This is a genomic window from Sphingomonas sp. AP4-R1 (assembly GCF_013113735.1).
GTDB lineage: Bacteria > Pseudomonadota > Alphaproteobacteria > Sphingomonadales > Sphingomonadaceae > Sphingomonas_I.
Window position 1 is genome coordinate 2,745,756 of sequence record NZ_CP053346.1, and the last position, 22,815, is coordinate 2,768,570.

Genomic DNA, 22,815 nt, shown 5'->3' on the forward strand with positions numbered 1-22,815 from the left:
CGGGGCGGCGTTTTCTTTTTCCCGCGGCCGCTTTTTCCCCTGCGGCCTCACATCCGGCGCCGGCATCCGGCGCCGCCGGCGAGATCGCCTTGCGGCGGGCGTTCCGGCGCGCCAATCACGGGGAATGCGGATTGCTCTTTTCGAACCCGAGATTGCGGGAAATGTCGGTGCCGTCCTGCGGCTTGGTGCCTGCCTGGGCGCCGCCGTGGATCTGATCGAGCCGATGGGCTTCGTGTGGGACGACAAGCGCGTGCGCCGAACCGCGATGGACTATATCGACCATGTCGAGATTGTCCGCCATGCCGGTTTCGAGGCCTTTCGGGCCACCATCGGCTCCCGCAGGCTGGCCCTGTTCACGACCAAGGGCAGCCAATCCGTCTATGATTTCGACTTCAGAGCCGACGATGTCCTGTTCTTCGGAAAAGAGAGTGGCGGCGTGCCGCCCGACATCGCCGATGCCTGCGATGTTCGGCTCCGCATTCCGATGCGAGCCCAGGTGCGCTCGATGAATCTCGCCATGTCGGCGGCGCTCGGTCTGGGGGAAGCGCTGCGCCAGACGGCCGCGTTGCCGCGCTGATACCGCCCGAACGCAGCGTGCCGGATGGCCGGGGGACGCTTATCGTCCCCGTTACTTCCGGGTCTGCAGATAGGCGATGATGTCCGCCCGGATGAGGGGATCCGCAACGCCGTCGAAGTTCATCGTCGTGCGGGGCACCATGGCATGCGGATCGGCCATCCAGGCATCCATTCGCGCGGGCGTCCAGACGCCGCCCACCGCCTGCAGCGCCGCCGTATAGCCGAAGCGGTCGCTATGGTGCCCGATCGGGGCGCCCATGATGCCGAAGAGATTGGGCCCCCCGAGATCCGGTGTGCCGGGGGCGATCGGGTGGCAGGCGGCGCAGCGCCGGAACGCGACACTCCCGGCCTGGGCGTCCGCCACGCGGGCGAGCGCCTCCAGCGAGGGATGGGGGCCCGCCGCCTGGCGCCGCGCCTCCCGGTCATCCCTGGAGCAACCGGCGAGGATGCAGCCGGCGATCAGAAGGGCCGAGGCTGATCGCAGGGAGGAACGGCTCCGGGGCGGCGGGACGATCATCGCGCTCCCTTTGCCGCACGCCGCGGCCTTGGCAAGATCGGGATGGGGGGCTCCGCGTGGTCGCCTCAGCCCTGCTCCACCGGCACGCCCGGCACCTGCTTCGCGGTGCGGATCGTGAGCGAGGTCTTCACGCTCGCCACGTTCGGCGCGGGCGTGAGCTTGGAGGTCAGGAAGGCCTGAAACGCCTGCAGATCATGCGCAACGATCTTCAGCACGAAATCGATCTCGCCGTTCAGCATATGGCATTCGCGCACCTCGGGCAGCGCGGTCACATGCTCCTCGAAGGCCAGCAGGTCGGCCTCGGCCTGGCTCTTCAGGCTGACCATCGCGAAGACCGTGATGCCGAAGCCCAGCGCCACCGGCTCCAGCTCCGCATGATAGCCGCGGATCACCCCGGTTTCCTCCAGCGTCCGGACGCGGCGCAGGCAGGGCGGGGCGGTCAGGCCGACGCGCCCGGCCAGCTCGACATTGGTGATTCTGCCCTCGTCCTGCAGCGTGGCGAGAATGGCGCGATCGATCGGATCGAGGGTCGGATGGGACGGCACGGTTGTTCCTTGCGGCGTAGGGCTATGATCGGCAATCATATTGCGTCATGTCGTAATTTTCCAAGCAAGACTTTGCTTCTCCCATCCGGCCGGGCGCGATATGATGGCGCATTGCGGCGCCGCGCGCTGATGGGGGAAAGAGTGCGCTTCGACGATCGTCTCGCGACATTGCTGGCATGGGAGGCGCAGGCCGCGCCCGATCGTGTCCGCATCTGGCGCCAGCTGGCCGATCTCATGGAGGATGCGCCGCAGCAGGATCCGGCGGTGATGGATCGCGTGATCGCGCGGTTGAGCGAGACCGAGCAGGACGTGCCGCTGGCGGATCGCCGCCGTACGATCGCGGCGATCGATCTGGCGCGGGCGCCGGCCGCGTTCACGGCGTATCTCGCGCGCGATCCGCTCGCTTATGGCCCGTTGCTGCCGACGCCCGCCGATCGCGCGACGTTTGCGGTGCAGGCGGTGCGGATCGGCCCCGCGCGGGATCTGTTCGGGGACGATCTGTTCCACGAGGATCCGCCGGAAGAGGAGCGCGATGATGATCGCGCTTATGATCGCGAAGACGCGGACGCGCCGGTCGCGGCCAGCCAGATCAGCGATCTGCTGGCGCGGATCGATGCGTTCAACGCGCGCCGGGACGGGCCTGTGGAGGGCGCCGGCTTCGCCTTCGAGATCGATGCGGAGGGCGCGTTGCACACGCGCGACGATCACCTCCAACTCGCGCATTGCGCCGAGCCGCCGCAGGGCGTGGACGGCGGCGTCGCCGGAGCTTGGCGCCGGGGCGAGCCCTTCGCGGACGCGCGACTGACCGTCGAGGACGGGCCGCATGCGGGCGAATGGCGCATCTCGGCCGATCCGGTCCGCAGCGAGGGTGGCCGCACGATCGGCTATCGCGGCGTGGCGCGCACGCCCCGACCGGACGAGACTGCCGTCGTCGCGCCGTCGGCCGATGTCGCGCCGGCCGTGAATGCGTCGCGGCTGGATGCGGCGATCGATCGGCTGCGCGATCCGCTGGAGGCGCTGTTCGACGCCGCCGATCCGGCCAAGCTGCCGGCCGGCGGTGTGCGCGATGCGGCGGATGAGGTGCTGACGCGCAGCGCCGCGCTCGTCTCCGCGATCGAGGCGCTGGAACTGGCCGTGGCGATGGCGGGGGATGGCGGGCTGGATGCGGCGGCCCTGCTCGTCCGCATCGATGCCGCGCTCCAGCCGCTGGCGGATGCGCGCGGGCTCAAGGTCAGTTTCCGGCTCGCGCGCGGACTGCCGCCGGTCGATGCCGATCCGCAGGCGGTGGAGCGGATGGTGGCACGCCTGATCGGCGCGGTCGTCTCGCTCGGCCGCCGCAACGAGCAGATCGTCGCGCGGCTGGGGCGGGACAAGACGGACGGGCGGATGCTGGCGCTCAGCGTCACCCGGCCGGGGCGGTTCACCGGGTGGCCCGCGCAGGCTTTGCTCTATCCGCCTGCGGAATTGCAGGATGCGGACGCGCCCGAACTGGGGCTCAGCTTCGCGCTGCGGCTGGTCGACCGGCTGGCGCAGGAGGCGGGCGGGCGCCTCGCCATCCATGCCGATCGCATCATCCTGTCGCTGCCGCTGCCGGCCGAGCCGCGCGTGATCCGCTTCCGAAAGATCTGAGGCGGCTTGCAAGGACGGATCGCGCTCCGCTATCGCGGCGGCGCTGGGCCTGTAGCTCAATGGTTAGAGCTGGCCGCTCATAACGGCTAGGTTGGGGGTTCGAGTCCCTCCGGGCCCACCAAGATATCCCTCTTGGCCTCCAGGGTATTTTATAAAACCTTTGTTTTATAACGATTTATTTCCCAGTGTTCGGGCGCGACCGAACATGGCTTTCGGGGCTTTTCAGCGACTGGGCCTCAAATCGAGGCTGGTATCGACTCCCGCTCGGCAACGGCAAGACGAGATTGGCTGCTGAGAATTACGGCGACCAGCCCGATCGCCGAGCAGGCCGCACCCGCCAGTGCGACCGCCGGATAGCCGAGATCGGACGCGATCACCCCGCCGCCCAAGGCTGCGCCGATCGCGTTGCCGAGGTTGAACGCACCGATATTGACGGCCGAGGCGAGGTTGGGCGCGTCGGCGGCGGCCTGCATCACGCGCACCTGCAGCGGCGGCACCAGCGCGAAGCTGGCGATACCCCACAGGAAGACCAGCACGGCAACCGGGGCGGCATGGCCCATCAGTAGCGCGAACAGGATCAGGATCGCCGAGAGTGAGCCCAGTGTCACGATCAGCGTGCGATCCACCGACCGATCGGCGAAACGACCGCCGAGCAGTTCCCCACGGTCAGCCCCACGCCATAGACGACGAGCATCGCGGTGATGAAGCCGAGCGAGGCATGCGTCGCCTCGCGCAGGATCGGCGCGATATAGGTGAAGACGGTGAACATCGCGCTGGAGCCGACGACGGTCAGCGCCAGCGCGCCCAGCACCTTGCCGCGACCCAGCACGCGCAGTTCGGCCATCGCGTCGCCGCCGGCGGGCGCGGGCAGGGCGGGGAGGGTGAGGCGCAGTGCCGCCATGGTCAGCAGGCCCAATCCGGCGATACCCCAGAAAGCGGCGCGCCAGCCGAGATGCTCACCCGCCCAGGTGGCGAGCGGCACGCCGATGACATTGGCGATCGTCAGCCCCATGAACATCGCGGCGACCGCGCCGGCCCGGCGCTCGGGCGGGACGAGGCTCGCGGCCACGATCGAGCCGACGCCGAAAAACGCGCCATGGTTGAAGGAGGTCAGCACGCGCGCCGCGAGCAGCAGGCCATAGCCGTGCGACACCGCCGCCAGCAGATTGCCGGCGGTGAAGATGCCGGCCAGCAGGATCAGCAAGGTCCGGCGCGGCATCCGCCCGGTCGTCAGCGTCATCAGCGGTGCGCCCAGCATCACGCCCAGCGCATAGGCGCTGATGAGGAGCCCGGCGATCGGGATCGAGACGCCGAGATCGCGGGCGATGACCGGCAGCAGGCCCATCGGCGCGAATTCGGTCACGCCGATGCCGAACGCGCCGACGGAAAGGGCGAGCAGGCCCGGATTGAGCTTCATCATGTGATCCTCAGACCAACGCCGGGTTCAGGCGGGCGAAGCCCTCCTGCTGGCGATAGGGGGTGTGCGGGTAGGGCGGCAGCACGTCGCTGGCCGTGTCCAGCCGGGCGACCTGCTCGGGCGTCAGTACCCAGCCGACCGCGCCGAGATTCTGGCGCAGTTGTTCCTCGTTGCGCGCGCCGATGATGACCGAGGAGACGGTCGGGCGGCGCAGCAACCAGTTGATCGCGATCTGGGGCACGGTCTTGTCGGTCTCGGCGGCGATCGCCTCCAGTTCGTCGATCACGCGATAGAGAAGTTCTGTTTCGACCGGCGGGGCGAATTGCTCGGTCTCGTGGAGGCGGCTGCCTTCGGGGAGCGGGCGGTTGCGGCCGATCTTGCCGGTCAGCCGCCCCCAGCCGAGCGGGCTCCAGACCAGCGCGCCGACTCCCTGATCGGCGGCGAGCGGCATCAGGTCGGCCTCGTAAGCGCGGCCGATCAGCGAATAATAGACTTGATGGGCGACGAGGCGCGGCCAGCCGTGCCGATCGGCCAGCCCTTGCGCCTTCATCACCTGCCAGCCGGGATAGTTGGAGACGCCGGCATAGCGGATCTTGCCGGCGCGGATGAGCAGATCGAGCGTGCCCATCACCTCCTCTGTCGGAGTCGAGGCGTCGAAGGCGTGAAGCTGGAGCAGGTCGATCCGATCGGTGCCGAGCCGGCGCAGCGCATCTTCCACTGCGTGAATCAGGCGCGCGCGCGAGGCGCCCCAGTCCTGCGGGCCGTCGCCCGTCGGCAGGCCGGTCTTGGTGGAGATCAGCACATCGTCGCGCCGGCCCTTGATCGCCTGCCCAAGGATTTCCTCCGAGGCACCGTCCGAATAGACGTCGGCTGTGTCGAACAGGTTGACGCCGGCTTCGAGGCAGATGTCGATCAGATGTCGCGCTTCTTCGGTGTCGCTCGTGCCCCAGGCGCTGAACAGCGGCCCCTTGCCGCCGAACGTGCCGGTGCCGAAGCTGAGCGCCGGTGCGCGCAGGCCCGACGATCCCAGTTGCCGATATTCCATGTCTCGCTCATCCTTGCTACGTCGGCGCATAAGTGCGGCAGGTGATCAGGACCCGGTAGCCTGGATCGACGCGGAGGATCTTTGTGATGGATGCAAAGCTGGCGGGCGGTGCCGATCGGGCGCGATCGCTTGGCCTCTTTGCGATGGTGGTCGAACAGGGGAGTTTCTCGGCGGCCGGGCGGGCGCTCGAACTCAGCCCGTCAGCGGTCGCCCGCGCGGTCGATCGGATCGAGGCGCGGCTGGGCGTCCGCCTGCTGCTGCGCTCGACGCGCGCTTTATCGCTGACGGCGGAAGGGCAGACCTATCTCCAGTCGGCCCGGCGCATTCTCGCCGATCTGGACGAGGCGGAGCAGCGGATCGCCGACCAGGGTGCGCCGCGCGGACGGCTGCGGATCAGCGCGGCGTTGTCCCACGGGCGGCTCTGCGTGGTGCCGTTGCTGGGCGAATTTGCCGCGCTCTACCCGCACATCCTGATCGACATCGCGCTCACCGATACGCTGGTGGATATCGCTGCGGGACAGGCCGATGTCGCGATCCGCTTCGGCCCGCTGGCCGACAGCATGCTGACCGCGCGCAAGCTGGGCGAGACGCGGCGGGTGATCGTCGCCTCGCCCGACTATCTCGCCCGCAACGGCGTGCCGCGTGACCCTGAGGACCTGCACGCGCACAATTGCCTCAACTTCAACTTCCGCCGGGCCGAGCCGATCTGGCCTTTCCGCCGCGACGGGCAGGATTTCACGCTGGCGGTAAAGGGCAGCATCGAAGCCAACAACGGCGAAACGCTGGGTCAATTGGCCGCGTCGGGGGTCGGTATCGCCCGCGTCGGAGCTTTCAGCATCGCGGACGAGATCGAGAGCGGGCGCCTCGCCCCGATCCTCGAGGAGTATAATCCCGGCGACGTCGAGCTCATCCATGCGGTGTTTGTCGGTGGGACGACCATTCCCGCACGGATCCGCGTGTTCGTCGATTTTCTCGCGGCACGGCTGCGTCAGGGGGCCGGGTGACGCCGAGATCGCTCGACAAGTTCACTCTGGCGGTCGATCGAGCCGCAGCGGGCCCAGCGGACCGCCGACCAGACCGCTGACGAGGGCGGCCTGAATCCGCGGCACCGGCCAGAGTTTCGAGATCGGCCCGACGAGGCGGTCGCGGATGAACGGGATCAGGTGGCTGTCGGACTGATAGACCGGCGTGAGCAGCGCCGTCAGTGCCTGATAGAGGCGGACGTGCTTGTGCCGTAGCGCGATCGCGTGTGCCAGGGCATCCTCGACATCCGCGAATTCCCGCAACGCGATCGCCAGTGCGTAGGCGTCGAGCAGCGCCATGTTCGCGCCTTGCCCCAGTTGCGGGCTGGCAGAATGCCACGCATCGCCGAGGTGAATCATGCCGGTCTGCGCGGGTGCCGCCAGCGTCCTGTGCGCATAATGCGCGAAGGTCAGCAGGTCCGCCGAGACGATCTGATCCAGCAATGGCCGGGTCGCGGGCCATAGCTCCGCGACCTCGGCCTTCCAGGCATCGAGCCCGGCCGTCCGCCATGCATCGAGCCGGTCGGCGCGCAGGGACCAGAAGAAAGCGGCTTGCCGCGTGTCGCCACTTACGCGCCTGCCCACCGGCATCACGCCGACCATGGCGCTGGCACGGCGATAGCGCTGTTCCAGCGCCGCATCGTCGAAGCCGCACGCATCGGGCCAGTCGACCGTCCCCCAGAGTGCGCCATAAGCAAGGGCGCGCCCGCATGGCGGCGCCAACGGGGTGCGGGTGCCGAGGGCATCGACGACCAGATCAAACGGCCCAGCGCTCTCGCCGTTCTCGAACATGAGGCGACGCTGGTTCCCGGATCGCAGTTCAGTGCCGGCAATCGGGCGTCCCGCTTCGATCGTGATGCCCTCGGCCGTGACAGCGGCGTGCAGCAAGGCGAACAAGGTTGCGCGGTGAATACCCACGCCGAACCTGTCGCGCCGCCCCAACGCAGCGTAGCGGACGTCGAGTACCACACGGCCACCAGCGCCGGATTCACCTCGAAGCCGCGCGATCCGTGCGCCATGATCGAGAAGGGGGCCTGCCAAGCCCAACTCCCGTAGCACGGCCAAGCCTGTCGGCTGGATCATCAGTCCCGAGCCGATTGGACGAGGGGTGTCGAACCTTTCGAACAGAGTTACTGCGTGGCCATCGCGATGAAGCAGCAACGCGGTTGCGAGACCGGCCGGCCCGCAACCAGCGATGGCAATGTTGAGGGGTCGCATATGGCGGCCTTAGCTGATCATCCACCGATCGAAAGTCTGCTCAGTTCGTTGGTAGGTCGGGTGGTGAGCGGCACGGCCGCTTTCGGGCGGTGCGGGCCGCCAGCCGGGTCCGCTTCATGCCCTTGCAGCAGCTAAAATCGAAGTGAACCGATGTCCGGTTTCGGGCTCCGCACAACCTGCACGAATGGCCGATTTTCGGTCTCATTGTCTCGGAAGCTGCCGACCAGTTGAAGTCATCCTTCCGCCAGCGGGTGAAGCCCGCTTGTGCCGCACAGACCATTGAGCCGCTGGGCAGTTCGCGCCTGATCCCGGTCGTTGGCGCGGGCCACGATAGACATTGCGATGGGACTATAACGAGAGCAGGCTTCATTGGCCGGGGTTAATCCGGGCGGATGCAGGCCTGAAGCTTGCATCACGCCCGGATGAAAAAGCGGGGCATCGTGAGCTAGGCAAACCGGGCCGCACTCCCGCAAGCGGGATTAGTTGGCCCCCTTCAGGTAGCGCCCGAACCAATCGTCCCATTCGGCGACGACCTGGCCCATCGACTCCCGCGCGTCATAGCGATGTGCCTCATAGGGCAGCATCGTCAGGCGCGTGGTCACGCCGTGGCCCTTCAGAGCCGCGTAGAATCGTTCGCTCTGGATCGGGAAGGTTCCCTGATTGTCGTCAGCCATGCCGTGGATCAGAGACAGCGGGTATTTGATCCTGTCCGCGTAAGAGAAAGGCGACATCCGGAAATAGAGATCGGGCGCCTGCCAATAGGTGCGAGCCTCGTTCTGGAAACCGAAGGGCGTCAACGTGCGGTTGTAAGCGCCGCTCAGCGCCACGCCGGCCTTAAACAGGTCCGAATGCGCCAACAGGTTGGCCGTCATGAAGCCGCCATAGCTGTGACCCGTGACGCCGACCCGATCGCGGTCGACCACGCCCAGCCGCGCTCCCTCATCGATCGCAGCCTTAGCGCCCGCGACGATCTGCTCTACGAACGTGTCGTTGGGCTCGCTCTTGCCTTCGCCGATCACGGGCAGCGCCGTGTTGAACAATACGGCATAGCCGCGATAGGCGAGGATCGGGTAAAGTTGGTAGAAGCCGAAGACCGGGAAACGGTTGGGCGATCCTTTGACCTGCCCCGCTGCCTCCCGAGATTTGAACTCCGCCGGATAAGCGTGGAGCACGGTTGGCAACGGGCCGTCCGAGGACTTGTAATGGGGCGGCAGATAAAGCGTCGCGGTCAGCGGCACGCCATCTGCACGCGTATAATGGAGCAATTTCTTCTGCGCGAGCGCCATGCCGCCAAACGGATTGGCGAAGTGGGTGAGGCGCGTGGCGCTGACGCCGGGCTTCACAACATAATAATCGGGCGGAATGACCGAGCTTTCGCGGCTGACGAGCAGGCGGCCATCGGGCAGCACCTCCTTCGCTTCCTCATAAAGATTGGCCGCCGATCGCCACGCGATGGTGCGCGCTCCAGTGTTGAGATCGAGCTTCGCCGCGAAGGGGCGATCCCCCTCTGGCGTGCCACCGGGACCGGTTAGCCAAACCTGGCCTTTGCCTGCCGGCGCGATGATGGGCGCACCCTGCACATTGGTGGTCATCAATGGCAGGCCGGGATCGGCATAGCCGTCCTCGCTCGATCCTTGGTAGAGCGTGTGCAGGCCGGTGCTGGTCAGCGCGGAGAGGCGCCGTAGCCGCGTCTTGCGCCAATGCTCTTCGACAAGAGCGCTGCCATCACTGCTCCAACTCACCGCAAACAGGCGCGACGAGAGTTTCGCGAGGCTGGTCGGCGCGGCGGTGAAGGGAGCGGACAAAGCAAAAAGCTCATCACGCTTGTCGGTCTCTTGTGCCGGATTGCCGCCGTCGAGCGCGCTTACCCACACAAGCGTCGCGGGCGCATCGGATCGCCAGTCAATCTCGCGCGGGCCGGGACCGACCGCATCCATCGCGATCGGCACCTCGGATTCCAGCGGCTTTTCGACGATCGTCCTGGTGCTGCCGTCGGCGATGTTGATCACCGAGACGCGCTGGGGGAATTTGTCGATCGGGAACTGGTACGAATAAGGCGCGACGCGCTCGCTGGCGAGCAGCCATTGACCATCGGGTGACGCAGACAGGTGATCATGGAGCGCGGCATGCCCGATGCGGCGGACCTTGCCGTCGATGCCGATCAGCGCCAACTCGGTGGTCATGTGATAGGTCAGCAGGCGCTCGTCTAGGGGGGTCTTGAGCAGATCTTCATACGTGCGTCCCGGTGCGGCCTTGCCCTCGCTGGACTGCACTGCAGGAACGATTGCGTCAGCCCCAGCGGTGGGCGTGGGACCGCGTCCTGCGGGAACGGCGAGACAGGCGAGCTTGCTGCTGTTGCTCAGCCAGGCGCAGGGTGCGCCCAGCACGCTGTTGACGTCGATATCCTCGATCTGCGTGGCGCGTGCGGTCGCGGCATCGATCAGCCACAGGCCGTGCCCCTTGCCCCCGTTATAGCCTGCAACACTCACGGCCGCCCTCGCACCGTCCGGTGACCAGGTGACGCTGGAAATCCGTCCTACCGTGGGCAGCCCCGCAATGGCGCGGGTCTTGCCGCTTGCCAGATCGATCAGCGAGAGGCTGCGATAATATGTGACGGTCCAAGGTTCACGACCCCGCGCCCATGTCTCGGGATTGAAGCGGAAGCCAGCGAGATGCAGGTCCGGCTCTGCCAACTCGGCAATGGTGCGAACGCCATAAGGCTGGGCGACGATCGCAACATGTCCTTTGCCTGGAGCTGGCAGGACGTGCGGCGTGAGTGGTGCGGAAATCAGCTTGTCGAGATCGCCCGGAGCGGGCTTGTAGCCGGCAGCCTCGGGGGCGGCGACAGCGGCCGTCGAAAGCAAGGTTGCCATGAAAAGCGCGGAACCCAAAAGGCTGCGCGAGGAGGAAATCCGGTCATTGATCAAGGCAATATCTTCCCGAGAATATCTGAGTTGGCGGCCGGAGTGCGGATGAGCGCTGTCGAATCTTGGTAGGCGTGAAGGGCAAAAGGGGAGCTAAGGCGAAACCGGTCTTGCGGCCGATGTTGAAGCGCCGGCCGGATGCGGGCACGAAATGCGCGGTCCCGATGTTCCTGGTGAGCGCCGTTCCCGCAGTTTGCGCGGCGGCCGAAACCTCCGTTCGATTGATCGCGGTCAGATCGAGCGTGAGGTGGGCGTAAATCGCCGAAAGCCCTGACAATTTCCCGTTCGCGCATCGCACTGTCGAGTTTCGTCATGAACCAACCCCTTCGGTGCGGCGACAAGGTCGAGGCGCATTGCCCTCAAGGGAAAGACGATGCCCTTTCATAAAACCGACAAAAAGTTTGATGCGGGTCTCGGTCTGCCGATGGCGCGCCGCCGCCCGGTGCGACCGGTGGTTGAGCTTGCGATCGAGCACCCTCAGCGCCACACGCTCGTGGACGCTCGCCATCTGGTAACGTGTCGCGGTACTGTGCTTCCGACGCAATTCGGCTGATCAACATGAACGAACGTCGGCTTTCGGAGGGCGAGCCTTGTTCCGTAAATGTCGCCTTGTGGGTCTGACTATCTTGGCAACTGCTGACCACAATGGGTCGTAATAAAGGTGGAGCTGGCGCCCTAAAGGTGCAGTTTGATTGTCGGCTATGTGAATATCGTTGAGTGACGCGAAGCCATCGAGCCGAAGCCGGTAGAAGGGCATGGCGTGGTCGTGAGTGGGTCATAGCCCGTCGGGCGTCGCCGCACGGCCCATGCCTGACATGCGAGCGCTCAGGTTCATGCGCTATTGACTGGTAGCGCTATCATATTAGTCGTACAAATAAGCTTGTGAGGGAGGGGTGATGAGGGCGCGCGAACTGATTGCAGCTTTGGCTGTTTTGGGAGCGATGCCTTCGGTGCGCGCGCAGGCGCCCTGGCAGCGGCTCGCGAATGTTCAAAAGGCGGCTGTCGCCTTGTTGGACAAAAGCCCCGTCGGCGCGACTTTTAAGCGAGGTGAAACGTCCGTCACCATCTCCTTCTGGAATGAACGCGCCGTACGCATAACGACGCTGCCGCCGGGCGTTGCGGCTGCAGGGCGCGATTTCGCGATCCTGCCCGCGCCGCAGAGCGCCCGCTGGACGATGTCGGAGGACGACGCTCGTTTCCTGATGGCAACGCCCGCCATGCAGATCTCGCTCGACAAGAAATCTGGCGCAGTCGCAATGCTAGGCGCGGATGGCAAGCCGATCATCGCCGAAGGAGAGGCACAGGTCCGGAAGGCAGGCTCCACACCCAATCCTGACTGTGCGCTGACGCAGCGCTTCCGATTGGAAGGACAGCAAGGGATTTACGGCCTCGGCCAGCATCAGGCCGGCGTGCTGGACCTCGTCGGCACCACAACGCGTCTTCAGCAGGCCAACACCGATGTCGGTGTCCCGGTGCTGGTATCGACGCTCGGCTATGGTCTGTTCTGGAACAATCCCGCTGTTACGGACGTGGATATCGATGTCCCGCAGGCGCGCGAGCAGATCGTGTTCCGATCGCAGGCGGGCAACTGCATCGATTACTTCCTTTTCGCCGGGCCGGATGTCGACGACATCATTGGGGCGTATCGCAATCTGACCGGGCAGGCGCCGCTGATGGCGCGGTGGACGTGGGGGCTCTGGCAGTCAAAGGAGTGGTACAAATCACAGGCCGAACTGCTTGGCGTAGCTGCGGAATATCGCCGGCTTGGCATCCCGCTGGATGCGGTGGTTCAGGACTGGCAATATTGGAGGCCGGGCGGGTGGGGCAGCCACCTGATGGATCCGGTCCGGTATCCGGATCCCAAGAAGATGCTGACCGCGCTGCACGATCAGCACATTCACAGCATCGTCTCGGTATGGCCCAGGTTCGATCCGGGCCTCGATACCACAAAGGAGCTTGATGCCGCGGGCGCGTTGTATCCGAAAACATATAGCAATGTTTATCCCGCCGGGCAGGGGCGTTGGTACGATGCCTTCTCGAAAGGTGGGCGACGGATTTACTGGAAGCAGATTTCCGCGCGGCTGGGTGTCAACGGGTTTGATGGCTACTGGCTCGACGGCAGCGAGGCCGAGCTTGGCGGCGCCTGGGGCGAGATGCGCGACGTCATGACGGCGGCCGGCCCTGGCGCAGATGTCTATAATGCATATCCGCTGATGCACACGACTGCCGTTCATGACGGCATGCGCGAGGACTATCCCGCAAAACGGCCGATGATTCTCACGCGGTCGGCATGGGCTGGGCAGCAGCGCAACGCCGCGATCACCTGGTCGGGCGACGTGGCGGGACGGTGGGATGTGTTTCGGAAGCAGATTCCTGCAGGCGTGAACTTCTCGATGAGCGGCATTCCGTATTGGTCGGTCGACATCGGCGGCTTCTTCGGCGGCGGGCCTGACAATCTTGATTATCAGGAATTATTCACGCGTTGGCTCCAGTCGGCAGTGTTTAATCCAATGTTTCGCATTCACGGCACGAGCGCTGGTAAAGAGGTCTACAGCTTTCCGGATGTCGCGCGTGCGCCTTTGCTTTCCGCGATCGCATTACGATATCGCCTGCTGCCATATCTCTATGCCCAGTCATGGCAGGTCACCGATCGAGGGGCCTCATTCCTCTATCCGGTCGGGATGAGGTTCCCCAATGACGTAGAGGCGCGCGATCTGCCGGACGAGTATATGTTCGGCCGTTCCGTTCTGATCAGCCCTGTCGTGCAGAAGGGCGCGTTGTCGCGTGACGTCTACCTCCCAGCGGGTACCGACTGGTATGATTTCTGGACCGGCCAGCGCCTCCCCGGGGGAAAAAGGCTTTCCGTCGCGGCGCCTATCGAGCGCTTCCCGGTCCATGTCGCGGCCGGAACCATCCTGCCGCTCGGCTCCTCAGTCCAGTATGCCGATCAATCGCCGAGCTTGCCGATCGAGCTGCGAGTCTATCGAGGAGCCGATGGGCGATTTACGCTCTACGATGACGCCGGAGATGGCCAGGGCTGGCGTCGCGGCGAGCACTCGACGATCGAACTTAGTCTGGACGACAAAGCCGGGATGCTGACCTTTGGACAACGGAAGGGGCGTTACCCGGGGATGGTTCGGAATCGCATCTTCCGGATCGTGGTAGTGAGGCCAGGCACGGGGACCGGCATTGGGGAAACCGCTGGACGGGAAATCCGCTACAGTGGCCAGCCGCAGCGAGTGCCTCTCGACGCCGGGTCATAGGTTCGGAGAAGAAAACGACCCGGCTCGTCAAATTGGACCTTCAGCACTCTCGAGATTTTGCCAGAAGCTGACATTCCCGAACGTCCCGCCTTGGACATCCAGCTGTCCGATTGCAGCGGCTCAATCGCTCGTCGCGCCAAGATGAATGAATGGCTGAAGTTGGGAACGGCGGATCAGGTTTTGAATGGCGACTTATGGGTCGTCGCTGACGGGTGGGGGCAGGGCGGCTTTGGACCAGTTTCGGTCATCAAGAAGCGCTCACATTATAGCCGGAACCAGCCGGCGCATATGCGCACGTGAATGAACGGATCGCAGCGAGCAGCCGCAATCGCATGGGGAGGCGCCGCTTGCTCGCAGAAAAGGGACGCATTACCGGCCGGTTAGGGTCGTCATCGTCGACCATCCGGCTACCGTGGAGGCGTGAGTCGGTCAGCGTGGAGCCGGCAGGTGGCGACGGTAGTGAACGAAGGGCGTGGTACCCAGTACGGCGATCTCCTGCTCGACGAAGAGTGTCTGTTCGCGATGCGAGATGGCACGAAGGTCCACTTCACCCGGAATGAGCGCGCCATCCTGCTGACGCTGTCGGGCAGTCCGAACCGGCTCCTGACCCGGAGCAGACTGCTGGACGAGGTCACGGAGGACGAGGACCGCTCGGATCGTTATATCGATTTCCTCGTCAACAGGCTCAGGTCCAAGCTTGGCGACGATCGCAAATCGCCGACTTTCATCCATACCCGCTATGGCGAGGGCTATGTCTGGGTAGCGACGCCGACACCGGCGCAAGTCGTCGATGCCGTGTTGGCTGTCACAACACAATTTCGTTCCGACGGTCGTTCCGTGAGCCGAGACGCATCCACACTGATCCCAAGGCTTCACGAAGCGATCGGTGCAGGCATGGCCCCCGAAAAGGCGATTTTCGTTGGCGAGGACTGGCATCCGGGCACCGAAGACAAGGTTCGCCATCTTCTGCATCTCAACCTCCAGGCGGACCAAGATGCGGCCAGCTGCCTGGTCACGTTGCGGGAGATGCCGTCGAGGCGGATCGTTGCGTCTTTTCCACTGGACCTTGACCCGGGTGACGCTTCCAACGTCGCGGCGGACGCTGAGAAGATCTCGGGTTCCGCGCTGGCAGCTCTGCGGCGCGCGCTTCGCGACGCCTCCACAGCTCTCGGCCTGACGCCGGGTGGGCCGACCGATGATCACCGGCAGGAGGCATCGATCGTCCTGCTCGGCGCGAACCCGCGTTGGGCGGGCGGAACGGATCTGGCCAGCGAAAGGGCGCGGGATCCCCGTAATCCCGACCTCGCCTTCCAGTGGTGCTTTCACCTCTTTTCGCGCCTCACCATCGCGAGCCCGTTTGAATCCGTCGGTCTGGGCGAGCGCCGACGGATCGAACGCGAGATCGAAGCAACGGTGCTGGAGTTTCTGCCAGCAGCTGAAGACAATCCGCTGCACATGTTCGCAGCCGCCAAATTGCTCTATTTCCTCGATCGCGGGCATCTGGGGCTGGCGGAAGATCTGGCGGAACGTGCGCTTGCCCGAACGGGAGATCCGACTGGCTCTTTCGCGCTCATGGGGCAGTTGCGCTGCGCGCGCGGCCGGTTCGACGAGGCGGTGCGGTTCTTCGATCAGGGCATCGCGCGGGACCATGGGCGCGACTTCCAGCTGCATATCAGGGCGATGAAGTGCGTCGCCCTCCTCGCGGCGGGAAGGCGTGCCGCGCTCGATATCGCGCTGGCGCAGGTCGACCTGTCCCCGCCTGTCCCTTCGCACATCGCCTTGATGATGCGATGGACGTTCCTGCCCCATGACCGACCGCTGCCGGCAGCTTCGGCAAATGCGCTTGCGGATATCGGCCCGACGGGGGCGGCGAATGCGATCGAATATTCCTGGTTCACATCGGCGAGACAGATCGTTCACAGCGAGGCTCGTGCGAATGTCGTGCGAGGTCTGATCGCGCATGCCGTGGGCATACACGGCGAACAGGCCGTGCCGGACGTCGTCGCTCGCGCCATCGGGCTGAGCGCCGCCGTCTGATGGGGCGTAATTCCTTCGCTTGAGAATTTTATGGTTAACCAAATATCAAGCAAACAATTCGGAGCTAGGCGGCTTCCCGGGGGCGATGTGATCGCCGCATTGAGGGGGAAGTGCTGCGATGTTGCGTTCGATTTGTGTGGTGGCGGTCGCGACCGGCTTGGCCATGTCAGCCCAGGCGACCGTCACCACCATCGGTACACTGACCATGTATACGACCCAGGCGGAGTTCACCGCTGCGCTCGCAGCACTTGGTGAGACGGCGCGGGAGGACAATTTCGATACGCTCGGCACGAGCCTCGGCGGATCGATCGTCCGTTCTGCAGGAGATCTCGGCTACACCGCCAGCAGCATCAAGTTCAATACGGGCGAACTGAGCACGCTCGCGCGCACGGGAACCGGCGGGAATTACGCCCTGACGACCGTTCCCGTGACAGCCGGCCGGCGCGAAACCACGCCCGGCAATTATCTGGATTTTTCCGGTTTCGCGAGCGGCGTGAACGCGGCCGGCGTCTTCGTCGGTGAGCTCGGCAGTTCCTCGGCACAACTGGTGGTCCAGGGGTCCGACATCAATCTCGGGCTGGGCCACGGCCTGACGCTGGCACCCGGCACGAACTTCGTCGGCTATATCTCCACCGAAAAGCTGACCGATCTGCAGGTCTATGTCCGCAACTGGCCGGCCGGCATCGAACCGGTCGTCACCAACCTCTACCTCGCAGCGCCCGCTGCGGCGTCCGACGTTCCCGAGCCGGCGACATGGGCGATGATGCTGTGCGGTTTCGGCGTGATCGGGGCGGCGATACGGCGCAGGACCATCGCGGTCCGTTTCGCCTGATCGGATCGGCTGGCGTCGAGCAATCAGAGTGAGCGCCCGACGGCCACCGCCTTCGGACAGGCCTGCAAACCAGCCTCACAATGGATCCGATGACGTCGCGGGATCGATGTCTGATGCCGTGACGACGGGCACCGCCGAAAGAAGAAGGCGCAAACCGTTACCGAATCCGATCAGGATGCGCGGCCGACCATCGAGTGGATGTTAAATGAATAGCGGAGCTGAAATCATGCGCAGGGCTTATCTGGGTCTTTTGGCACTCCTCGTCGCGGCTTCGCCTGCAGGCGCCGCCGTCGTGGTGACCGTCCAACAAGTCAATTCGGATGTCTCGATCAATTTGTCGGGCTCGCTCGATCTGAGCGGATCGAGTGCAGGCACGGGCTGGCTCAGTGGTGCGTCCGCCGGCATAGGCGTGGCCGACAAGATATTCTCGATTGGAGCGAGGCAGGCTCCGCAGACGCTGTACACGCCGCTTCTTGGGCCTTCCCAATGGGGCACCGGAGAGTCTTTCCTGGCTACCCAAACCTCCGGGGACGCTATCTTCTTTGATGGTACAGGGATCTATCTTCCGGCCGCCTATGTGAGCGGTAGCCCGCTCAGCGCGTCCATGACGCTGGGCAATGTGGACATGAGCCAGCTCGGTCTGTCGGGCGATGTCGTGTTTTCGCTCGTCTCCGGAGACACTTTGACGATCCGCGGCGTGTCCGGCGCGGTGCCGGAGCCTGCGACCTGGGCGATGATGGTCGGCGGCTTTGGCATGATCGGCGGTGTGATGCGAAGCCGCAGGAAGGCGGTGTTCACCTTCGCCTGATCGGGCGTGCTTTGCACCGTGCGGGTCGCCGGTCAGGTGACCGGTGGCCCCGAACCCGCTGAACCGCTTCTCACCCCTTCCGGGATGTTCCGGCCGTCGATCCGGATCGATGAAAGCGGCCGAGTGATCGACATGAGCCAATGGCTGGAGTTGGGGAGCGGGCAGAGCTGCCTGGACGTCCAGTTGCGGGTCAAGAAGTGGTATGTAGCGTTGCCCGGCACGCTAAGGCTGAATGCGACGAGCTTCTAGGTGCCTGGTCACCAGCATGAGGCGGATGATGAGGAAGCGGTGCTCCAGGGAAACTGCGCTTGTTTCTGCTGCCGAACGGCGCAGCTCACGTCCGAGGGGAAGGCAGACCTTCCCCTTCCATCGCGCGTGAGCCTGCGTCGCCGTGAGCCCCTAACGTTCGATTACTAAATCCTCTCAGGGATGGCCGGTTAATCGGCTCGAAAAGCACAGAGAAGTAAAGGGCGTCCGCTATTGATAACTCCCGTCGGATGACGGTTACGCTGCGGCCAGCTGGGTTATTTCTGGTGTCGGTGATCCACGCCACCGATATTCGAAATGGCCAGCCGGTCGGACGTCAAACACCAGACGAGGGCGATAGCAGGCGAGACATTCGCCACCCGCGTGACGCACGCTACGGAACGCGATGCCGTTCGATCCCGAGCGCCGAAGCTGAGTGCCCAGACGCTGCGACGCCGTCCAGCTTTCTGGATCATGAAGCGGGGCGAAGAACGGCTCGTCCTCGCGCACATCGTGGAAATCGGTGTCGAAATCCGCAAGATATTGCCGCATCTGAACAGCGGTTTCGAACACGCCAACCTCGGCCAGCTCCTTGGTGCGATGATAGGTCGATTCCGCGAGAGCCGTCTCCAGATCGAAAGCGGCATACCAGGCACCGAGATCGGCCGTGTTGAACCGGCCTCCGTTGGGGGCAGGGTGGCAGAAGGCCGCCATGATCGCCGTCGCGTGCGGGCGTCCCACCACCCATTCGTTGGCGGGCAGCATGCGGATGATCCCGAGCTCCGCGGCGATCCGGTCGTTGGTCCAGCCCTCCAGCTCGAACATCAGTTCGAGATCCTCGGGCAGCGTCACAACGTCGAGAATGCCGGTCGGCGGAAATCGGCTTGGGATCAGGCGATGCGTATCCCTGAGCGTGAAGTGCGTGACCGGCGGCGTCAATTCCAGCCCCCGCGCCGTGCGTCGAGCAGGCGTCGGGTACGGTGGAGGCCGTCGATCCCGTTCTCGATCATGAAGGCAAGCGCCGGGTGGCCACCATATTGATCGTTGCTGTTCGGCAGCTTCGGCCATCGATCGGCCAGTGCGTCCTCGTAGAGAATATGGAGCGCCTTGTAGATGCCAATCACCAGCGAGATGCGCGTCAGCATATCATAGCTGAGCTGTGAAACGTCGCCCGCTTTATATTTGTGGAAGGTCGAGGTCGCAGGCCAGCCGAGCAAGCCGCGCTGCTCGTCCACGCTCAGGCTCCATGCCTTGGCGATTGCGAAAAAGGTTCGCATTGCGGGAGCTGACATACGCTTGCGGACGGCCGGGTCGCGCTGGCGAACGGCACCGATCGCGCCGGTAGGTTCGGCTAAGAGGGCTGCATTCTCCATATCGAGAGATATAACTCCATATCTGGATTTTTCAATGCGCTTTTGACGATCGCTGTAAGGCGCTGGCGATCGACCTTGGGCGCCCCATTTGGAATGAAACGCAAAAGGCCGACAACAGCATGCCCTCTCGCAATCGTTACTATGACGGCCCGGTCTCAGACCATTTCGACGGACTTCGCTTCTTCAATTCCGACCATCCGCTTGGCAACGACACGATCGTCCGGGCGGCGATACCTGATGCCCGCCTCGCGGCCGGCGACTGGGGCGATCGCATAGCGGTGACGGATGGCGCGGACCGCGATCGTGCCCGCTTACCACTGGTCGGCACGCGGCATTGGCGATCGCCGTATGGCGCTTTGGGGCGGGTTCATGCTCCGGTCGATCGCGGGCCAGGTCTATTTCGCGGGTGATACCGGCTATGGCAATGGCGCCATCTTCCGCGCGATGCGGGCGGATTACGGCCCAACCGACATCGCGTTGCTGCCGATCGGAGCCTATGCCCCGCGCTGGTTCATGGCTGCCCAACACACGGATCCGGATGACGCCGTTCGGATCATGCTGGATCTGGAAGCCCGGCTGGCGATCGGCATTCACTGGGGCGGTTTCCAGCTGACCGACGAAGCGCGAGAGGAGCCGGTCGCGCTTCTGCGTCAGGCGCTCATCGAACATGGCATCGAAGAGGCGCGGTTTCCCGCTGCCACCGCCGGCGATGTGTTGGAGCCTTTATAGAATTGGCCGTTCAATGACGGTTTACCGGCGTTTGTGACTGAGGTCGTCGAGGCGTTGGTTTCTCACCAATAACGCTTGTCCCTAGGTGCGAAATCGGCTCCGAAAACGTTGAAATTCGCAACCTAGCCCGCTAGGCTGCGAATATGGGGCAGCAAGTGGATAACTTGCTGAACCGAAGCGGAAATGCCGCCAAATCAATACCCCAAAAGCGGGGTAGGGGTAGAATTGGGGGTATCGCTCAGGTCTTGGGCAGAATTTGGTTTTTTCTTCAAGATCTTACATCAACGCTTCGGTGGGCTCCGGGCCCACCACTCCTTCTGGAAAGCTACCAGACCTAAAGCGGTCATCAGTGGAATTTGGGGGCTGGTCGCGTTGCCCGGGCGGGCCGGCGAGGCAGCCGGCCGCATCGAGGTAACGCCGCTAGGTAACCGTGCGCAGCAAGCCGCTGTCGCTCACGATATCCGCCATGCAGATACGCTGTGCGGGGCGATGGTCGCTTCGCCCAGCACGAACCGGGCCCCGGCTTGTGCCGGCGCCGGCTGGGCGGTCGCGCCATAATTGGACGCGAACATGAGATCGCCCCTTCGGCGCACGCGCACGTCGGCCGGCAGCGCGATCGGCGCCAGCCCGGCCATGCGTGCGGCATGGGCAACCAGGCCGTCCAGAAGCCCGGCGTCCGGCCAACCCGCGACATAGATATGCCGTCCGGCCGCCACCACGGCCTTTTCCCCGTCGGCGAACGTCGCCAGCGCGGGCAGATCGGTCTCCAGCCATTCGCGCCAGTGGACGATGTGCCCGGCCAGCCCGTCGCCTTCCACCTTTTCGGTCAGCCCCGGCCGCATCGAGCCGACCTGCGTCACCTTCATCGGCAACAGACCCTGCAGCGGGCCCGGGGGCAGATCGTCGGGGATATGGACGTCGGGCGTCTTGGAGCCCGTTCGCGGGCCGAACAGTGTGACGGCCTTGCTCGCCGCCAGCGCGGCGACGGCATCGGGACGCGGCATGGCCAGCATCGGGGCGACCACCAGGCGATAGCCCTCCAGCGAAGCACCCGGCGGCACGAAATCGATGTCGAAACCGTGCCGACGCAGCGCCGAATAAAAAGCGAAGGCCAGCAGCGTCGCGTTGAAATCCGCGCCCTGCGGCTGGACCTTGGCGTACCAGACGCTTTCATAATCGAAGATCAGCGCGACCGGTGCCCGTCCCGCGGGCCGCAGAGGCCCCAGGCGGACCAGTTCGCGATGGACCTGCTCCGCTTCGATCCCGCCGGGCGAGATCTTCCGATCCGGGCGGTTGAGGCCCGCATGCATCTCCTCCTGAGCGAACCGCGCCTGTCGCCACCGGAACATGCTGACCGTCGCGGCCCCATGCGCGAAAGCCTCCCAGATCCAGGTCCGGACCATGCCCGGTTCGGGCACGCCATTCCAGGGCGACCAGTTCACCGGCCCCGGCTGCTGCTCCATGATCCAGAAAGCGCGACCACCCGAGGCGCCCCGCATCAGATCATGGTTGAAAGCCGGGACGTCCGGATGGCCGGTGCGCGCATAGCGCCGCAGCTCGGACTCTTCGCTCAGATATTCGGCGGTGTGACCGAGCGGATACGAGTCCCAGCTCATGAAATCCACTTCGCGACCCAGCGCGAAATGATCGAAATCCGGAAAGAACGCCATCGCGTTGGTGGTGACGAACCGGCCCGGCGAGCCCGCCCGGATGAGCGCACCCTGCATGGCGGCATAGGCAACGAGCTGTTCGGAGGAGAAGCGGCGATAATCCATGCGCGCGGCCGGCGCCGTTTCCGTCACGGCGCGGACGGGCAGAATCACCTCGTCAAACGTGGTGAGCTGCATCGACCAGAAACTGGTGCCCCAGGCTTCGTTCAACGCTGCAATCGTCTTGTATTTTTTGACGAGCCAGCGCTTCCAGGCGGCAAGGTCGACAGGCCCCCACGACATCACCGTGTCATGGCAACCGAGTTCGTTGTCGATCTGCCAGCCGGCCAGCGCCGGATGGCGACCATAGCGCTCGACGATCGCCGAGACGATCCGGCGGCTTTCAGCCCAGTATCTCTCGCTCGAAAGCGTGCAATGGCGGCGGGATCCGAAATTCCGGACCGCGCCATCCTCCGCGACGGGCAGGATGTCCGGGAAGCGATCGACCAGCCACTTGGGGGGCGTCGCGGTCGGGGTGCCCATCACGACCTTCAGCCCCGCCCGTCCGAGGGTCGTCATCGCCTCGTCCAGCCACTGCCAGTCGAAACGGCCGGCCTCCGGCTCGATCAGCGACCAGTCGAACTCGCCGATGCGGACGAAGGTGATGCCGCGCCGCGCCATCTCGGCGGCGTCGTCGGCCCAATAGGATCGCGGCCATTGTTCGGGATAATAGCAGACGCCGAGCGAGGCCCCGGATTGGCCGGGCGCCTCGGCGCGCGCCAGTGACGGCGACGACGGCAGACAGGCCGCCAGTCCGGCGACCAGGCCGGTTTGAACGACTTCGCGGCGATCCATGGCCATGACGAATTCCTCATCGACAAGACGGGCACGGTGCGTGGAACGATCCGAGGCAGCGCGCAACGACGACGTGTGACCGACCGTCTCCGTCCGCCGCTGTCTGGCGCGGCGGACGAAGCGGCGGCCC

At 64.9% G+C, this 22,815-nt stretch carries 18 protein-coding genes, 1 tRNA gene and 1 pseudogene; 9 read left to right on the plus strand and 11 right to left on the minus strand.

Annotated features, from left to right (window positions below):
* Positions 1 to 124 precede the first annotated feature (124 nt).
* Positions 125 to 577: a tRNA (cytidine(34)-2'-O)-methyltransferase gene (locus HL653_RS12810; protein WP_171744852.1), complete on the plus strand. Its 453-nt coding sequence runs from the start codon at positions 125 to 127 to the stop codon at positions 575 to 577.
* A 51-nt stretch (positions 578 to 628) separates the two neighbouring features.
* On the opposite strand, the gene HL653_RS12815 is transcribed toward HL653_RS12810, so the two are convergent.
* Both HL653_RS12815 and HL653_RS12820 read right to left on the minus strand, forming a co-directional pair.
* Positions 629 to 1,093, minus strand: a complete 465-nt coding sequence (locus HL653_RS12815) for a cytochrome c family protein (protein ID WP_171744853.1) — start codon at positions 1,091 to 1,093, stop codon at positions 629 to 631.
* 65 nt (positions 1,094 to 1,158) lie between these two features.
* A complete protein-coding gene (locus tag HL653_RS12820; protein ID WP_171744854.1) occupies positions 1,159 to 1,677 on the minus strand; it encodes an Lrp/AsnC family transcriptional regulator in 519 nt (172 codons plus the stop codon).
* A 102-nt stretch (positions 1,678 to 1,779) separates the two neighbouring features.
* Between HL653_RS12820 and HL653_RS12825 the strand changes: the two genes are divergently transcribed.
* Together HL653_RS12825 and HL653_RS12830 are read left to right on the plus strand one after the other, a co-directional pair.
* A complete protein-coding gene (locus tag HL653_RS12825) occupies positions 1,780 to 3,267 on the plus strand; it encodes a hypothetical protein (protein WP_171744856.1) in 1,488 nt (495 codons plus the stop codon).
* A gap of 45 nt (positions 3,268 to 3,312) precedes the next feature.
* Positions 3,313 to 3,388 (plus strand) — tRNA-Ile (locus HL653_RS12830).
* Positions 3,389 to 3,503: 115 nt separating this feature from the next.
* On the opposite strand, the pseudogene HL653_RS12835 reads toward HL653_RS12830, so the two are convergent.
* Positions 3,504 to 4,684, minus strand: a pseudogene (locus HL653_RS12835) (MFS transporter).
* 10 nt (positions 4,685 to 4,694) lie between these two features.
* Positions 4,695 to 5,729, minus strand: a complete 1,035-nt coding sequence (locus HL653_RS12840) for an aldo/keto reductase (protein ID WP_171744857.1) — start codon at positions 5,727 to 5,729, stop codon at positions 4,695 to 4,697.
* Positions 5,730 to 5,815: 86 nt separating this feature from the next.
* On the opposite strand from HL653_RS12840, the gene HL653_RS12845 reads away from it, so the two are divergent.
* A complete protein-coding gene (locus HL653_RS12845; protein WP_171744859.1) occupies positions 5,816 to 6,733 on the plus strand; it encodes a LysR family transcriptional regulator in 918 nt (305 codons plus the stop codon).
* A 21-nt stretch (positions 6,734 to 6,754) separates the two neighbouring features.
* On the opposite strand, the gene HL653_RS12850 is transcribed toward HL653_RS12845, so the two are convergent.
* The 4 genes from HL653_RS12850 to HL653_RS12865 form a co-directional block, all read right to left on the minus strand.
* Complete coding sequence (locus HL653_RS12850) at positions 6,755 to 7,969, minus strand: NAD(P)/FAD-dependent oxidoreductase (protein ID WP_171744861.1); 1,215 nt, start codon at positions 7,967 to 7,969, stop codon at positions 6,755 to 6,757.
* Positions 7,970 to 8,448: 479 nt separating this feature from the next.
* Entirely contained in the window at positions 8,449 to 10,842 is a 2,394-nt protein-coding gene (locus HL653_RS12855; RefSeq protein WP_171744863.1) for a S9 family peptidase, read from the minus strand.
* A 50-nt stretch (positions 10,843 to 10,892) separates the two neighbouring features.
* A complete protein-coding gene (locus HL653_RS12860; protein WP_171744865.1) occupies positions 10,893 to 11,207 on the minus strand; it encodes a hypothetical protein in 315 nt (104 codons plus the stop codon).
* Positions 11,204 to 11,368 (minus strand): hypothetical protein, encoded by a 165-nt coding sequence (locus tag HL653_RS12865; RefSeq protein WP_171744866.1) that lies wholly within the window; start codon positions 11,366 to 11,368, stop codon positions 11,204 to 11,206. The genes HL653_RS12860 and HL653_RS12865 overlap by 4 nt, the downstream gene beginning before the upstream one ends.
* A gap of 421 nt (positions 11,369 to 11,789) precedes the next feature.
* Between HL653_RS12865 and HL653_RS12870 the strand changes: the two genes are divergently transcribed.
* From HL653_RS12870 to HL653_RS12885, 4 genes are all read left to right on the plus strand, one after another.
* Positions 11,790 to 14,156: a TIM-barrel domain-containing protein gene (locus HL653_RS12870; RefSeq protein ID WP_171744867.1), complete on the plus strand. Its 2,367-nt coding sequence runs from the start codon at positions 11,790 to 11,792 to the stop codon at positions 14,154 to 14,156.
* 447 nt (positions 14,157 to 14,603) lie between these two features.
* The gene (locus HL653_RS12875; protein WP_171744868.1) at positions 14,604 to 16,193 is read left to right on the plus strand and encodes a helix-turn-helix domain-containing protein; all 1,590 of its coding nucleotides are present in this window, start codon (positions 14,604 to 14,606) and stop codon (positions 16,191 to 16,193) included.
* 118 nt (positions 16,194 to 16,311) lie between these two features.
* On the plus strand, positions 16,312 to 17,025 hold the full coding sequence (locus HL653_RS24285) for a PEPxxWA-CTERM sorting domain-containing protein (RefSeq protein ID WP_171744869.1): 714 nt from the start codon (positions 16,312 to 16,314) through the stop codon (positions 17,023 to 17,025).
* A gap of 205 nt (positions 17,026 to 17,230) precedes the next feature.
* Positions 17,231 to 17,833, plus strand: coding sequence for a PEPxxWA-CTERM sorting domain-containing protein (locus HL653_RS12885; RefSeq protein ID WP_253716819.1), 603 nt, complete (start codon positions 17,231 to 17,233; stop codon positions 17,831 to 17,833).
* A gap of 504 nt (positions 17,834 to 18,337) precedes the next feature.
* Here HL653_RS12885 and HL653_RS12890 read toward each other — a convergent pair.
* Entirely contained in the window at positions 18,338 to 19,018 is a 681-nt protein-coding gene (locus HL653_RS12890; protein WP_171744870.1) for an RES family NAD+ phosphorylase, read from the minus strand.
* Positions 19,015 to 19,356, minus strand: coding sequence for a DUF2384 domain-containing protein (locus HL653_RS12895; RefSeq protein WP_171744871.1), 342 nt, complete (start codon positions 19,354 to 19,356; stop codon positions 19,015 to 19,017). Before HL653_RS12895 ends, HL653_RS12890 begins: the two co-directional genes overlap by 4 nt.
* 381 nt (positions 19,357 to 19,737) lie before the next feature.
* Between HL653_RS12895 and HL653_RS12900 the strand changes: the two genes are divergently transcribed.
* Positions 19,738 to 20,181 (plus strand): MBL fold metallo-hydrolase, encoded by a 444-nt coding sequence (locus HL653_RS12900; protein ID WP_253716821.1) that lies wholly within the window; start codon positions 19,738 to 19,740, stop codon positions 20,179 to 20,181.
* Between the two features lie 452 nt (positions 20,182 to 20,633).
* On the opposite strand, the gene HL653_RS12905 is transcribed toward HL653_RS12900, so the two are convergent.
* Positions 20,634 to 22,691 (minus strand): beta-galactosidase, encoded by a 2,058-nt coding sequence (locus tag HL653_RS12905; protein ID WP_253716823.1) that lies wholly within the window; start codon positions 22,689 to 22,691, stop codon positions 20,634 to 20,636.
* Positions 22,692 to 22,815: the final 124 nt, after the last annotated feature.

What these genes read in the sequence shown, in the direction of transcription:
- HL653_RS12810 (WP_171744852.1), top strand. Translation starts at nt 125, where the DNA reads ATGCGGATTGCTCTTTTCGAACCCGAGATTGCGGGAAATGTCGGTGCC.
- HL653_RS12895 (WP_171744871.1), bottom strand. Translation starts at nt 19,356, where the DNA reads ATGCGAACCTTTTTCGCAATCGCCAAGGCATGGAGCCTGAGCGTGGAC.
- HL653_RS12870 (WP_171744867.1), top strand. Translation starts at nt 11,790, where the DNA reads ATGAGGGCGCGCGAACTGATTGCAGCTTTGGCTGTTTTGGGAGCGATG.
- HL653_RS12860 (WP_171744865.1), bottom strand. Translation starts at nt 11,207, where the DNA reads ATGACGAAACTCGACAGTGCGATGCGCGAACGGGAAATTGTCAGGGCT.
- HL653_RS12820 (WP_171744854.1), bottom strand. Translation starts at nt 1,677, where the DNA reads ATGATTGCCGATCATAGCCCTACGCCGCAAGGAACAACCGTGCCGTCC.
- HL653_RS12855 (WP_171744863.1), bottom strand. Translation starts at nt 10,842, where the DNA reads ATGGCAACCTTGCTTTCGACGGCCGCTGTCGCCGCCCCCGAGGCTGCC.
- HL653_RS12815 (WP_171744853.1), bottom strand. Translation starts at nt 1,093, where the DNA reads ATGATCGTCCCGCCGCCCCGGAGCCGTTCCTCCCTGCGATCAGCCTCG.
- HL653_RS12905 (WP_253716823.1), bottom strand. Translation starts at nt 22,691, where the DNA reads ATGGCCATGGATCGCCGCGAAGTCGTTCAAACCGGCCTGGTCGCCGGA.
- HL653_RS24285 (WP_171744869.1), top strand. Translation starts at nt 16,312, where the DNA reads ATGTTGCGTTCGATTTGTGTGGTGGCGGTCGCGACCGGCTTGGCCATG.
- HL653_RS12840 (WP_171744857.1), bottom strand. Translation starts at nt 5,729, where the DNA reads ATGGAATATCGGCAACTGGGATCGTCGGGCCTGCGCGCACCGGCGCTC.
- HL653_RS12885 (WP_253716819.1), top strand. Translation starts at nt 17,231, where the DNA reads ATGAATAGCGGAGCTGAAATCATGCGCAGGGCTTATCTGGGTCTTTTG.
- HL653_RS12900 (WP_253716821.1), top strand. Translation starts at nt 19,738, where the DNA reads ATGGCGCGGACCGCGATCGTGCCCGCTTACCACTGGTCGGCACGCGGC.
- HL653_RS12850 (WP_171744861.1), bottom strand. Translation starts at nt 7,969, where the DNA reads ATGCGACCCCTCAACATTGCCATCGCTGGTTGCGGGCCGGCCGGTCTC.
- HL653_RS12845 (WP_171744859.1), top strand. Translation starts at nt 5,816, where the DNA reads ATGGATGCAAAGCTGGCGGGCGGTGCCGATCGGGCGCGATCGCTTGGC.